The following is a 13,167-nucleotide window of genomic DNA, read 5'->3' as shown; positions in this document are numbered from 1 at the left end:
TGCACGGCGGCGTTCGGCCGGAGATGACAGCTTCCGGTCGAACGCCGCCGTGAGGGGATCAGTGCGCGAGGGTCTTCGTCTTGTCCAGACCTGCCCCGGTCAGGGCTCGCACTTGAAGTTCGTCGAAGGCGGCGTCATTTGCGGGCTCGCGACTGAGGTAGCTGCCCACGATGCACCCGAGGAATCCGGCGGGTACCGACAGCAGGATCGGGAATGCGAGCGGGAAGGGTGCTGTGGTCGACAGTGAATCCGACAGCAGCGGAGCCAGACTCGGCCACACCAGCGGACCGGTCAGGATTAGCGCCAGCGCCGTCAGCAGACCCGACAGTGCCCCGACTACGGCTCCGAGGGTACGCATCCGCCGCCAGAGCAACGTCATGATCAGGACGGGGAAGTTCGCGCTGGCCGCGGTGGAGGTCGCCAGCGTGGCCAGGAAGGTCACGTTCTGGGTGCCGCCGATGGCCAGGGTGACACCGACGGTGACGATCACCAATGCCACCGCCGCGATCCGGCCGACCGTCATTTCCTCGGTTTCGGGACGATGGAACGTCTTGGCCCACAGGTCGTGGGCGATCGTGCTCGACGCGCTGAGCACCAGGCCGGCCGATACCGCCAGCAGCGTGGCGATCGAGACCGCGACCACCAGCGCCAGCAGCAGGTCGGACGCGAAGCCGTCCCCGCCGCCGAGCCAGACGGTCAAGGCGGGCAGGGCGAGATTGCCGCCCTTGCCGGCGATTTCCTCCCCGCCGGCGCCGAGGGCGGCGCGTGCCGAGATGCCGAGGAACGCGATGAGGACGTTGAATCCGCCGATCAGGCTGATCGCCCAGATCGCGGACTTGCGGGCCTCGATGGCGTCGGGGACGGTGAAGAACCGCATCAGCACATGGGGCAGGCCCACCGCGGACAACGTCACGGCCACTGCCATGGACATGATGTTCCAGGGCCCCTGGAAGGAGTTGCCGGTGGCCAGGTAGTGATCGCCGAATTTACTCTGCGAGACCGCCTGCTCGATGATGTTGAGCGGGTTGGGATCGATCCGGATGAGAACCAGGATCACCAGCAGCGCGACGACGCTCATCAGGGCCACGGCCTTGATGATCTGCAGCCACGTCGTGGCGAGCATGCCGCCGAAGAGCACATAGGTCAGCATCAGGACCGCGGCAATCACCACGCCCCAGGAGAAGTCGATCCCGGCGAGTGCCTCCATCAGCACACCGCCGGCAACCATCTGGGCGAGGAGGTAGAAGACACAGATGAAGAGCGTCGAGATCGCCGAGACGATGCGGACCGGACCGGACCGGAGCCGGGTGGCGAGCGCGTCGGCGAACGTGAAACGCCCTAGATTACGCAGCTTTTCGGCGATCAGGAACATCACCATCAGGAAGATCCCGCAGGCGAAGATCGCGTAGACTATGCCGTCCATGCCGTAGAGGTAGGCCAACCCGGCGTAACCCAGCAGGGAGGCCGAGGACAGGAAGTCGCCGGCGATGGCGGTGCCGTTCTTGCGTCCGGTCATACCGCCCCCGGCCGTCCAGAACTCCGCCGACGTCTTCGTGCGGCGCGAGGCGAAGTAGGTCGCCACGAAGGTGGTCGCCAGCAGCAGGATCGTGACGACGACGGCCGTGGTGTTGAATCCGTCAGACATTGCCCGCGACCTCTCGCTCTCGGGTGGCGGGCACGCTCAGCACGGCCGCGGCCAGGATGTCCCAGTGGCGTGCGCGGCGCACGTACCAGGCACCGAGGCTCATCACCGTCGCGACGTAGGCCAGGGACAGGATCAGCCCGACGCTCAGACCCGGGACGGGACGTTTCGCGATGATCTCCGGGGCGAATGCGGCGAAGCCGACGAGCGCGCAGAACGCCACCGCGAAAACGCTCCAGGCAACGGTGAAGAAACTTCGGCGGTCACGTCGCAGGCGGAGCATCGACGGATCCGACCAGAGCCGGCTCCAGTCGACAGCGGTCTCGGTGGGAGGCATGGTCACCCTTTCTCGTGCTGGTCGGTGCCGTCTTTCGCGGGTGAAACGCGAGTTCACGACGAGTGAGGGCGGGGCCGGTTGCGTTGTGGGACCGCGCGGCCTGCGCGCCCTCTGTAATGGGCATCACACACGATATACGAACGGGTGTTTGTTTGTCTAGGTGGAAGGAGTGGTCGCCTGACCCTTGGAAAAACGTGCGTTCGTTTGTATCGTGGGGTGGGTGACCAGGTCACAGCGCGACGGCCGCACCTTTGTACCCCGAAGGGCGCGGTCACCCCGAGTCGGAGGAGTCTCATGATCGGAAGCGGCACCCTGCCGGACACTACGGAGCAAGCGGATCTGCGCGAGATGGTGCGTGAGATCATCGAACGGTATGCACCCCCGCAGCGGGTCCGGGAACTCGACGACGCCAACGCGTTCGACCTCGAGCTGTACCGGGCGCTCGGCGAAGCCGGGCTGATCGGACTCGACGCCCAGGCCGACGGCACGACCGGCGCCGACCCCCGACATCAGATCATCGTCCTCGAAGAGCTCGCCGCCGGCCCGACCTCGATGGCGGTGTGCCTGGTCGTGCAGTACATGGGCGTCGGACTGCTCACCGAGTACGGCAGCGACCAGCAGCGCAGTGCCGTCCTGGCCCCGCTCCTCGACGGCAGCGATCGGGTCGCCTTCGCACTGACCGAACCCGACGGCGGCACCGACGTCGCTCGCGTCATGCGCACCCGGGCGAAGAAGTCCGATGGCGGCCGGTGGGTACTCAACGGCGCCAAGACCTGGATCTCCGGCCCGCAGCACGCGAAGAACCTCATCGTCCTGGCCCGCACCTCGACGCCCGAGTCCTCCCCGATCGACGGCATCACCATGTTCGTGGTCCCCACCGACACCCCCGGCGTCACCGTGCGCGAACTCGACACCTTCGCCATCCACAGCCTGGACACCTGCGAGGTCACCTTCGACAACGTCGAAGTCGACGCCGCCGCCGTCCTCGGGCACGTCGACCAGGGGTTCCGGCAGGTGCTGGGCACCCTCAACGGGGAACGACTCAACGCCGCCGCCGCCGCACTCGGCATCGCCCGCGGCGCGTTGGAAGCGGCCGTCGACTACGGCCGCCAGCGTCAGGTGTTCGGGCGCCCGGTCGGCAGCTTCCAGGCCGGCCAGCACCGCCTCGTCGACGGCGCCATCGCGATCGAGTCGGCCCGTGCCCTGATGCTCCAGGCCGCCGAGGCCACCGCCACCGGCAAGCGCGCCGACATCCTCAGCGCCATGGCCAAGGTCGCCGCCTCCGATGCGGCGGTCGCCGTCACCGACGCCGGCATGCGTCTGATGGGCGGATCCGGGTTCAGCAAGGAGTACCCGATGGAGCGGTTGTTCCGCGACGCCCGCCTCTACACCTTCGCCCCCTTGACCAACGAGATGCTCCGCAACCACATCGGTGAGAAGTACCTGGGATTGCCGCGGTCGTTCTGACTCGCGTACCCGTACACCACAACACAGAAAGAAACACCATCATGCCCGCGATCACCCCCTTTGCCGACGAACTCAACGCACTTCCGCCGCTGGCCTCGCGCTACGTCGACGTCGACGCCCTGCCCTGGCGCCCTTCCGGGTACGACGGCATCGATATCAAGGTGCTGCTCAAGGATGAGGAGAGCGGTCTGCTCACCGCCCTGTTCCGCTGGCAGCCCGGATCGGTTCTACCGCTGCACGAGCACGTCCGGATCGAGCAGACCTGGGTGCTCGAAGGCAGCATCGTCGACGAGGAAGGCGAGACCACCGTCGGGAACTTCTCGTGGCGACCGCAGGGCAACCAGCACCGCGCCTCTGCGCCGAACGGGGCACTGGTGCTGTGTTTCTTCCTGACCCCCAACAAGTTCCTCGAGGGCCCGAACGCCGGCTCGACGCTGGAATAGCCGCACCACCCCGACCTAGGAGTTCGTGTTGTCTCAACCCACTATTCATCGCACGCGGCTGTTCTCACCGCTGACCCTGCGCGGTGTGACCTTCCGAAACCGCCTCTGGGTGGCGCCGATGTGTCAATTCTCCGCCGACGACGGCGTACCCGACGACTGGCATCTGGTGCACCTCGGCTCGTTCGCCAAGGGGAAGGCCGGCCTGGTGCTCACCGAGGCGACCGGGGTCAGCCCGGAAGGGCGGATCAGCCCCAAGTGCACCGGGCTGTGGAACGACACGCAGCTCGAGGCGTTCGCCCGCATCAACCGGTTCGTCACGGAGCACGGATCGATCCCCGGTATCCAACTCGCGCACGCCGGCCGCAAGGCCTCCGCGCAGGTTCCCTGGGAGGGCGACGGCACCGTCCCGATCAGCGAGGGCGGCTGGGAGACGGTCGGTCCGTCGGCGACGGCCTGGGGAGACCAGGCCGTGCCGCGCGAGATGACCGTCGCCGACATCGCGAAGGTGGTCGCCGACTTCGCCGATGCCGCCGCCCGTGCGCTGGCCGCAGGATTCCGGGTCGTCGAGATCCACGCCGCACACGGATACCTGCTCCACCAGTTCCTGTCGCCAATCACCAACCAGCGCACCGACGACTACGGCGGAGACCCCGACCGCCGCGCCCGGCTGCTGCGGGAGATCATTGCCGCGGTTCGCGCGGTCTGGCCGGAGGAGTTGCCGCTGTTGCTGCGGATCTCCGCCACCGACTGGGCCGAGGACGGCTGGGACGTCGAGGACAGCGTCGCACTGATCCGCTCGCTCGAGGGTTCCGGGATCGACCTCGTCGACGTCTCCAGCGGTGGCCTGACCCCGGACCAGAAGATCACCGTGGGACCGGGATACCAGGTGCCGTTCGCTCGCCGGATTCGCAACGACACATCCCTGCCGGTCGCGGCCGTCGGGCTGATCACCGACTCCTCTCAGGCCGAGCAAGTCCTCGTCGACGGAGCCGCGGACGCTGTTTTCGTCGGACGGAACCTGCTGCGCGAGCCGATGTGGCCGCTCAAGGCGGCAAAGGAACTCGGCGTCGAGGACACGCTCGACTGGCCGACCCCGTACCGGTCGGCCCGCTACCGCGGCAACATCCCCTGATCTCCCGGTGGGCGCCGATCGTTGACATGGATGGGTGCCCACCCGGTACCGTAGAAAACAATCGTTCGTATGTGGTAAGCGCGCCGGGTCCCGAGGACCTCCGCGCGCGCCGGGCGGCACCCACGGCCGCATCATCGCCGCCAGCGTTCGTGTGTTCGCCGAGCAGCTCTACCTGAAGGAGAAAAGATGTCCGAGACCAGCCCCAGCCGTCATCAACTGCTGATCGACGGTAAGTGGGTGGATCCGGTCGAAGGCGGCACTGTCGACGTCTTCAACCCGTCGACCGGAGAAAAGCTCGCCGAGATCGCCGCAGGCGGCCCGCGCGATGTCGAACTGGCGGTGCAGGCTGCCCGCCGCGCATTCGACGACGGCCCGTGGCGGCGGATGCCGGCCGAGTCCCGCGCCCGGATCCTGCACCGCTTCGCGGACCTCATCGACGCCAACGCGGACGAGATCGCCCTCATCGACACCCAGGACTGCGGAAAGCCCTACGCGTTCATCCGCGACATCGACCTGCCGAACATGGCCGACCTGCTGCGCTACATGGCCGGGTGGACCACCAAGCTCGAGGGACGCACCATCCCGCTGTCGCGGCAGAACCCCGGAGACTTCTTCTCCTACACCCGGCGGCAGCCGGTCGGCGTGGTCGCCCAGATCATCCCCTGGAACGGCGCCGCGCTCGCCGCGGTCTGGAAGCTGGCCCCGGCACTCGCCGCCGGATGCACCGTGGTGCTCAAACCCGCCGAACTCGCCTCCCTGGCCCCGCTGCGCCTGGCGGAGTTGGCCGTCGAAGCCGGTGTGCCCGACGGAGTGGTCAACGTGATCACCGGAACAGGTGCGGACGCCGGTGCTCCGTTGGCCGGTCACCCGCAGGTCGACAAGGTCGCGTTCACCGGCTCGGTCGAGACCGGCAAGAGGATCGTCGTCGCGGCGGCATCGAACCTGAGCAAGCTGACCCTCGAACTCGGCGGCAAATCCCCCAATGTCATCTACGACGACGCCGATCTCGACATCGCCGTCGACGGAGTGCTCGGTGCCGTCCTCTATGCCCAGGGTGAGGCCTGCACGGCCGGGTCGCGGCTGTATGTGCAGCGCAACGTCTACGACGAGGTCCAGGCCCGTATCGCCGCCAAGGTGCCGGAGATCAAGATCGGCCCCAGCGCCGAGCGCGGCGTCCTGGTCGGCCCGATGATCTCCGACCAGCACCGCTCCAAGGTCAAGACCTTCGTCGAGGGCGCGCTCAGTGACGGAGCGGAGATCATCGCCGGTGGTGCCCAGACCCGCGAGCCCGGTTACTACCTCGAGCCGACCGTGCTCGGCGGGGTCGACGACGACATGACCATCGCCCGGGAGGAGATCTTCGGTCCGGTTGTTTCGCTGATGCCGTTCGACGACGAAGCCGAGGTGTTGCGCCGCGCGAACGACACCACCTACGGTCTGGCGGCCGGTGTGTGGACGAGCAACGTCGGTCGCGCCCACCGCTTCGCCGAGGCGGTCAACGCCGGCGCGGTATGGGTCAACTGCTACAACGTCTTCGACGCCGCGCTGCCGTTCGGCGGCTTCAAGCAGTCCGGCTGGGGTAAGGAGATGGGCGGCGAAGCCCTCGACGGTTACCTGCAGAGCAAGGCGGTTACCGTCTCGCTCGCCTGACCACTGTTCGTCGACCCTCCCGTAAACGCCCGGCTGGTGCACCAGCCGGGCGTTTTGCGCGTTCCGTGGGCGAATCCCGGTGGGTCATCTCACCACTCGATCGCGTTGGGCGCGTCCGGTCCTGAATCCTCGTTGTGACCGTTGACACGACAGGTGATGCCGCACTAACATACGTACGTTCGTTTTGCTGATGCGGTTCCGTTCCGAGCTACCGCACCTTCCGTTCCGGGTGCGATTCACGGTCGAATTCACCACGCGCCGTGTGTACTCCGGTCCGTCGCGCTCGTCCCGACTGCGCCTCCTGCCTTGCGGGCGGCGCCCCAGACACAGGAGCACGTCATGACAACCTCGACGCTCACCGGCGCGCGTGTGACATCCACGCGCGCGCCCCTCTACAGCTGGTGGGTCCTGCTGGTCAGCCTGCTGTGCTTCATGTGTTGCTTCATCGGTCTGAACACCGTGGCCGTGTTCGGCACGGTCATCCAGGACGACTGGGGGATCAACGCCACCCAGCTGTCCTTGCTCACCACCGCATCGATGCTCACGTTCTGCGTGGTTCCGGTCTTCGCCGGCAAGTGGGCCGCCCGTATCGGGGTGAAGAAGATCGTCGTCATCGGCCTGCTCTGCAATGTCGTTTCGGGGCTGTTGATCCCGGTCGTCGGTGAGTCCTACACCGGCATGCTCGTGCTGCGTCTGCTCCTGGGCTGCTGCGGCGGCGTGATGAATGCCTCGCTGGCCACCCATGCATCCTTGTGGTTTCCCAAGAACCGGCGCGGTTTCGCGACCGGCCTCCTGATGGGCTTCCTCGGCGTCGGCTTCTCGATCACCTCGTTCGCCGGACCGCTGCTGACCGACAGCGGCATGTCGTGGGAGGTCGCCTCGATGTGGCTGACCGTGGTCCCGAGCATCGCCTGCGGTGCGTTGTTCGTGCTCACCGTCAAGGACTTCCACAAGTCCCACCCCGGTGTGCCCTCGATGGACGCCCTCGTTGCCGAACCCGTCGGACTCCGGCGCCCGCACTCGACCCGTTTCGACGCGCTCCCCAAACCGGGATCACTCGCCGAGGCGCTGCGCAGCTCCCGAGTGTGGTGGTCCTCGCTGTACGGTGCAGGCACTGCGATCACCCTTTACGGGCTTTCCTACGCCCTGCCCTTGTTCCTCGAACAAGACCGCGGCATGACGCTGCTCGAAGCCTCGGCGATCATCGGCGTCACCTTCATGTTCAAACTCGTCGCGGCTCCCATCGGCGGGCTGATGTCGGACCGGCTCTTCCGCGGCGAGCGATTCCAGACGAACATGATCGGTGCCGGTCTGGCCGGCATCATGGTGGTCGCCCTGCCCGGGATTCCCGCGAGCACTCTCGGGATCTACCTGTGCATGATGTTCCTGGCAGCCTCGTTGTACGGTGGCACCTACTGGGCGTGGGCGGCGGAACTGTCTCAGCCGCAGGCGAACTACCAGACGAGCGGACTCATCGTCACCGTCAGCAACGTCGGAGCAGTCCTCGCCGCGCCGATGCTCGGATTGATCATCGACGCCACCGGCAGCGCCACCTACGCCATGGTCACCATCGGAGTCCTCGGCCTGCTGAGCGTGGAGTGCGCCCGCCGCTCACGATTGTGAGCCCCACTCCTTCCACCCCCTGATCGCCGACCCACTTGGCCCGCTATCCCAGCCTCTGCGCCCTCGCGGGTCGGCCTCCACACGCTCTCCGGTTCCGGGCGGTTCACACACTATCGGCGCGCGAGCCCGGATCCGGAGAGCTTCAGCTGTGCACACCCCGCGCAGTACTGCATCGTCCGCCGCGCGTCACAACCGTGACGCCGAGTGGACGGACGTCGAACGGCTCGGACCGGGAACCGGTCCGAGCCGTTCGACTACGAGGGCACATCTCAGCGGATGGTCCAGCCGCCGTCCGCGACGTAGACCGCGCCGTGCACGAAGCTCGCCTCGTCGCTGATCAGGAACAGCGCGACGTTCGCCAACTCCTCGGGCTGCGCGTGCCGGCCAGCCGGTGCACTACGCAGCGCCTCGACGACCGGCAGATCCTCGTTGTACAAGATATCCTTGGACATCCCGGTTTCCACCGCACCGGGCGCGATCGCGTTCACCCGCACATTCTGGTGCGCGTAGTCGAAGGACATCTGCCGGGTGAACCCGACGACACCGTGCTTGGAACTGGTGTACGCAGTACCGCCCCCACCGGCGATGAACGCGGCGACCGAGGCGGTGTTGACGATCGACCCGCCGCCGGCGGCGATCATCGACGGCAACACCGCGCGGGTCACCAGGAACATGCCCTTGAGGTTGACGCCGACGATGCGGTCCCACAGCGCCTCGTCGGTGTCGAGGATCGGGGCATAATCGTCGAGAACACCTGCGTTGTTCATCAGCACCGTCACCTCACCCGCCACAGCTGCAGTCTCGGTGGCCGCCGCTGCCACCGCCGACGCGTCGGAGATGTCGACCGCCACCCCGTGAGCCCGTCCGCCCGCCTGGCGGATCTCGGTGACCACGGCATCGATCCCGACCGGATCGAGGTCCCACACGACGACCTCGGCGCCCTCGGAGGCGAACCGTAGAGCGCTCGCGCGGCCGATACCCGACGCGCCGCCGGTGATCACCGCCGTCCGATCGGCAAGTCGAGTTCCCGTAGCGCTAGCCGTTTCGATCATTACTTCCTCCCCTGAATATGAAATGGCGGAACAGAATTGAGCTCTTGCTACCCTGCCCACCCGCGATGGGGTATGTGGCTCAGTCGCGGAACGGCTGCTTGACCCAACCCTGATCCCAGTTGGACACCTGGTGTGTGCGTCCGCGCAGTTCCTGGAAGTACCAGGTGCCGTCGCGCTTGACGAACTGATCGGTGTAGTTGATGGTCAGGATGACCGGGTCCTTCTCGGTGGCGTCCCGACTGTTCTCGATGGTGCACAGGCACAGCAGGTAGAAATATCCAACTGCGCTCTGGCCGTCGTCGGCGAGTTCCACACGTGGGGCGATCATGTAGTGCAGAGCCCAGGTGATCTTGTCCGACAACGCCCGGAAGTGCGCCTTGATCTCCTCGTGGCCGGTCATGGACCCACCCTCGCCGTCCACGACCCACCGGCCGTCTTCGACGAAGAGACTGGCGATGCCTTGCGGGTCGTAGCCGTTGTCGCAGAAGCCGGCGTAGCGATACTTGAGCTGTTCGATTGCGCGGACGTCCTCGAGTCGTGTCAGTCGCTCGGCGAGCTCGGTGACGCTCACATCCGCGGTAGTAGCGTTCATGATAACGGGTCCTCCTGTGAGGGTTGATTTCTGGGAAATTTTTGTCAGGAGATCTGTGCGAGAACCTTGGAGACAGTCTCGAGGTTGCGCATGCCCTCGCCCGGGTTGTCTGCCGGGTCGACCCACAGCACCGCCCGTTCGATCCCCAATTCTCGATAGCTCTCGAGCAGTGCGGGATCCGGTGGCGCCGAGGCCACCGCGATGCCGACCGACTCGGGGTCGCGGCCGGACTCCTCGACGACTCTGCGGAACTCGGGCACCGTCTTCGACAGACTCGGATCTTCCGCGGAGGGCACGACGTACCAAGCGTCGGCCCACTCGGCGGCATGCCGCATCGTGGTGGGACCGGCGCCGCCGAGGTAGGTGCGCGGGCCGTTCGGCTGCGCGGGCTTCGGCCAGGCCCACGAAGGGGCGAGCGACGCACGGGGGCCGTCGAAGCTCGCCACCTCCTCGGTCCACAGTGCCTGCATGACTTTGAGTTTGTCCCGCACGGTGGAGTAGCGCTGCTTCCACACGACGCCGTGCGCTTCCGCTTCCTCGACGTTCCACCCCATTCCGACACCGCAGATGACGCGTCCGCCGGATAGGTGGTCGAGGGTGGCGATCTGCTTGGCCTTCGCGATCGGATCATGTTGGGCCAGAAGGCAGATACCGGTGCCGAGCATGATCGTCTGCGTATGTGCAGCGATCATCGACATCGTGACGATCTGGTCGTAGGTGCGTAGGTAGAACTCGGGTAGTTCGGGTCCCCCGTAGGGGATCGGGTAGTCGGTTTTCCGGGATACCGGAAAATGCGTGTGCTCGGGCACGAACAGGGACTCGAATCCGTACCCTTCCGCGGCCTGCCCGAACTCCACGGGGTCCGGACCCTGATCGGTGAAGAAATAAACTACGCCCACATCCATGACGGGATCCTTAACTCATTGTATTTCTTTGAGGTGACGCCGAGGGGTTCAGGCGTCGTCGACCACGACGTGGTCCTCGAGGACCACTACGTAGTGCTTGCCGATGAAGTTCTCGACGTCCGCGAGGGCTGCCTGGCCGGCCTCGGACGCCCAACCGGCCTCCATCGCCTCGGCGCTCTCGTAATCGAGGACGGCGAGACCGTCGATGCCGAATCCGTTGTCGGGTTCGGTGGCACCTTCCTGCGGAACGACGTGCCGCTGCACGTAGCGGATCACACCGGGCACCTGCGCGGCGAGCGGGGCGTGCTTCTCACGCCAGTACTCGTCGAACTGGGCGAACGACATACCCGGCTTGCGTCCGATCAGTGCGATCGTGCGGACCGGTCCACCATTGACTGTCATTGATTTTCCTTCTCTGTTGGGGTCGGTTGAAGGGGAGTAGGGGTTGTCAGCCGGGGTACTTCGCGAGCATTCCGGCATCGACGGGCAGCGCGGTGCCGGTCACATAACGCGACTCGTCGCTGGCCAGCCACAGGACGGCCTCGGAGATGTCGGCAGAGTCCACCCACGGCACCGGCAGCAGGTTGATCCGCCCGAGAACGTCGATCCCGTCGTCGAGGGTCGGGTTCTCGAGGTCGGGCCGGAAGATCTTCGCCGCCGTCGGATTGTCGATCATGTCCGTGCGGACATTGGTCGGATGCACGGTATTCACCCGGATGCTGTGCGGAGCAACCTCGTTCGCGACCGAGCCGACCAGTCCGACCAGCGCGTGCTTGGCGGCGCTGTAGTGCGCCACGTGCGGCACACCGCGAATGCCCGCGATGGAACTGATCGCGATGATCGACCCGCCTCGGCCGCCGGCGATGATGTGCGGCAGCGCCGCCTTCATCGTCTGCCAGACGCCTGTGAGGTTGATGTCGATCAGGGTGTCCCATTCGGCACGGGTCAGCTCCCAGGAGGGCTTGGCTGCTCCGAGCACGCCCGCGTTGGCGACGACGATGTCGAGTCGACCGAGTTCGGCGGCGGCCTCGGCGACCGCGGCGATGATCGACTCGTCACGGACGTCGGCTTCGATCATCACCACCCTGCGGCCCCGCTCCTCCACCAGGCGTGCGGTCTCTTTCAGGTCCGCGTGGTCAGGCATTGCGTAGCTCACCTGGTCGATCGGGCGTACCGAGTCGAGCAGGATGAGATCCGCGCCTTCGTCCGCGAGGGTGAGAGCGTGCGATCGACCTTGGCCGCGGGCGGCGCCGGTCACGAAGGCCACCTTCTCGTGCAGTCGCTGACCGATGTTCGTCATGCAGATTCCTTTCGGGGAGTCAGACGTTGGATGACGTGACGCAGGTCCAGTTGCTGTGCTCCCACCGCGACGGCGATGACCACTGCCTGGACGAGGAACTGTGTGGAAGAGGGCGCTCCGAGGGAGAGCACGAGCTGGGTCAGCTGGCTCAGAAACAGGGCCCCGACCGCCGTGCCGATGATGTTGCCGCGACCACCGGTCAGCGCGGTGCCGCCGACGACCACAGCTGCGATGGCCGGCAGGAGGTAGCTGGTGCCGGCATTGGTGTTCGGTGTGCTCACGTACCCGGCCAGCAGGACACCGGCGCCGCTGTAACACAGTGCCGCGGCGACGTATCCGCTGATCTTGATTCGGGCGGTGCGCACACCCGCGGCGCGGGCGGTCCGCTCGTTGGACCCGACGGCGACTACCCGGCGCCCCCAGGCGGTGCGCCCTGTCGCGAATACCGTCACGATCATCAGCAACACTGCAAGCCACACCGTGTTGGAAACACCGACCGTTTTTTCCAGAGCGAAGTCGGACACACTTTGCGGTGCGCGGGTCGGGGTTCCTCCGGAGTATGCGAGGGCGGCCCCCATCAGGACGGCGTTGACTGCCAAAGTGGCCACCAGCGGGGTCACCGAGAATGCCGAGACGACGATGCCGTTGACCAGTCCGACGACGACGGCGATGGCGGCGACGACCAGCAGAGCGGCGAGGATACTGCCGTGATCCTGGGCGTACTGGCTGCTGACCAGCGCGGCGAGGGTCATCATGCCGGGCAGCGACAGGTCGATGCCCTTGAGCATGACCACGATGGTCTGCCCGATCGCCGCGATCGCCAGGATTCCGGCGAAGGGCAGTAGCGAGTCGATAGCGCTGCCCGAGATGCTGCCGGGGGCGATCAGCCAGCTGAACAGGAACAGTGCCACAGTGATCGCGATGACCGAGCTGGTGCCGTTCCAGGTCGGGGTCCAACGGCGACCGCCGGTGGACTCGTTCCCGGACTTCTGGGGGAGTTGTTGTTCTTGTGTTGCGCTCACGG

Annotated in this window: 13 protein-coding genes; 5 read left to right on the top strand and 8 right to left on the bottom strand. The window is 66.4% G+C overall.

Annotated features, from left to right (window positions below):
• Nucleotides 1-58 precede the first annotated feature (58 nt).
• Together QM841_RS12245 and QM841_RS12240 are read right to left on the bottom strand one after the other, a co-directional pair.
• Nucleotides 59-1,645 carry a solute symporter family protein gene (locus tag QM841_RS12245; RefSeq protein WP_283332190.1) on the bottom strand — a complete coding sequence of 529 codons (1,587 nt, stop codon included), beginning with the start codon at nt 1,643-1,645 and terminating at the stop codon, nt 59-61.
• Entirely contained in the window at nt 1,638-1,979 is a 342-nt protein-coding gene (locus tag QM841_RS12240) for a DUF485 domain-containing protein (protein ID WP_268789277.1), read from the bottom strand. The genes QM841_RS12245 and QM841_RS12240 overlap by 8 nt, the downstream gene beginning before the upstream one ends.
• A 294-nt stretch (nt 1,980-2,273) precedes the next feature.
• Between QM841_RS12240 and QM841_RS12235 the strand changes: the two genes are divergently transcribed.
• The 5 genes from QM841_RS12235 to QM841_RS12215 all read left to right on the top strand — a co-directional run bounded on the left by QM841_RS12235 (nt 2,274) and on the right by QM841_RS12215 (nt 8,294).
• Nucleotides 2,274-3,446 carry an acyl-CoA dehydrogenase family protein gene (locus QM841_RS12235; protein WP_283332189.1) on the top strand — a complete coding sequence of 391 codons (1,173 nt, stop codon included), beginning with the start codon at nt 2,274-2,276 and terminating at the stop codon, nt 3,444-3,446.
• Between the two features lie 41 nt (nt 3,447-3,487).
• Nucleotides 3,488-3,889, top strand: coding sequence for a cupin domain-containing protein (locus QM841_RS12230; protein ID WP_283332188.1), 402 nt, complete (start codon nt 3,488-3,490; stop codon nt 3,887-3,889).
• Nucleotides 3,890-3,917: 28 nt separating this feature from the next.
• Entirely contained in the window at nt 3,918-5,021 is a 1,104-nt protein-coding gene (locus QM841_RS12225) for an NADH:flavin oxidoreductase/NADH oxidase (RefSeq protein ID WP_283332187.1), read from the top strand.
• Between the two features lie 186 nt (nt 5,022-5,207).
• The gene (locus QM841_RS12220) at nt 5,208-6,671 is read left to right on the top strand and encodes an aldehyde dehydrogenase family protein (RefSeq protein WP_283332186.1); all 1,464 of its coding nucleotides are present in this window, start codon (nt 5,208-5,210) and stop codon (nt 6,669-6,671) included.
• Between the two features lie 339 nt (nt 6,672-7,010).
• Nucleotides 7,011-8,294, top strand: a complete 1,284-nt coding sequence (locus QM841_RS12215; protein WP_283332185.1) for an MFS transporter — start codon at nt 7,011-7,013, stop codon at nt 8,292-8,294.
• Between the two features lie 269 nt (nt 8,295-8,563).
• Here QM841_RS12215 and QM841_RS12210 read toward each other — a convergent pair whose 3' ends face one another.
• The 6 genes from QM841_RS12210 to QM841_RS12185 form a co-directional block, all read right to left on the bottom strand.
• Nucleotides 8,564-9,346: an SDR family NAD(P)-dependent oxidoreductase gene (locus tag QM841_RS12210; RefSeq protein ID WP_283332184.1), complete on the bottom strand. Its 783-nt coding sequence runs from the start codon at nt 9,344-9,346 to the stop codon at nt 8,564-8,566.
• 79 nt (nt 9,347-9,425) lie between these two features.
• Nucleotides 9,426-9,938: a nuclear transport factor 2 family protein gene (locus QM841_RS12205; protein ID WP_169694588.1), complete on the bottom strand. Its 513-nt coding sequence runs from the start codon at nt 9,936-9,938 to the stop codon at nt 9,426-9,428.
• A gap of 44 nt (nt 9,939-9,982) precedes the next feature.
• Nucleotides 9,983-10,843 (bottom strand): LLM class F420-dependent oxidoreductase, encoded by an 861-nt coding sequence (locus tag QM841_RS12200; protein WP_061697303.1) that lies wholly within the window; start codon nt 10,841-10,843, stop codon nt 9,983-9,985.
• Between the two features lie 48 nt (nt 10,844-10,891).
• Complete coding sequence (locus QM841_RS12195; protein WP_005565844.1) at nt 10,892-11,245, bottom strand: EthD family reductase; 354 nt, start codon at nt 11,243-11,245, stop codon at nt 10,892-10,894.
• Nucleotides 11,246-11,291: 46 nt separating this feature from the next.
• Nucleotides 11,292-12,143 carry a mycofactocin-coupled SDR family oxidoreductase gene (locus QM841_RS12190; RefSeq protein WP_005565841.1) on the bottom strand — a complete coding sequence of 284 codons (852 nt, stop codon included), beginning with the start codon at nt 12,141-12,143 and terminating at the stop codon, nt 11,292-11,294.
• Nucleotides 12,140-13,165, bottom strand: a complete 1,026-nt coding sequence (locus QM841_RS12185) for an ABC transporter permease (protein WP_283332183.1) — start codon at nt 13,163-13,165, stop codon at nt 12,140-12,142. The genes QM841_RS12190 and QM841_RS12185 overlap by 4 nt, the downstream gene beginning before the upstream one ends.
• Between the last annotated feature and the right edge of the window lie 2 nt (nt 13,166-13,167).

The sequence above is a fragment of the Rhodococcus sp. IEGM 1307 genome, from assembly GCF_030056915.1.
Taxonomy (GTDB): Bacteria; Actinomycetota; Actinomycetes; order Mycobacteriales; family Mycobacteriaceae; genus Rhodococcus_F; species Rhodococcus_F opacus_D.
The sequence above is the reverse complement of the archived record's forward strand: the minus strand, read 5'-3'. Positions and strand labels throughout refer to the sequence as shown.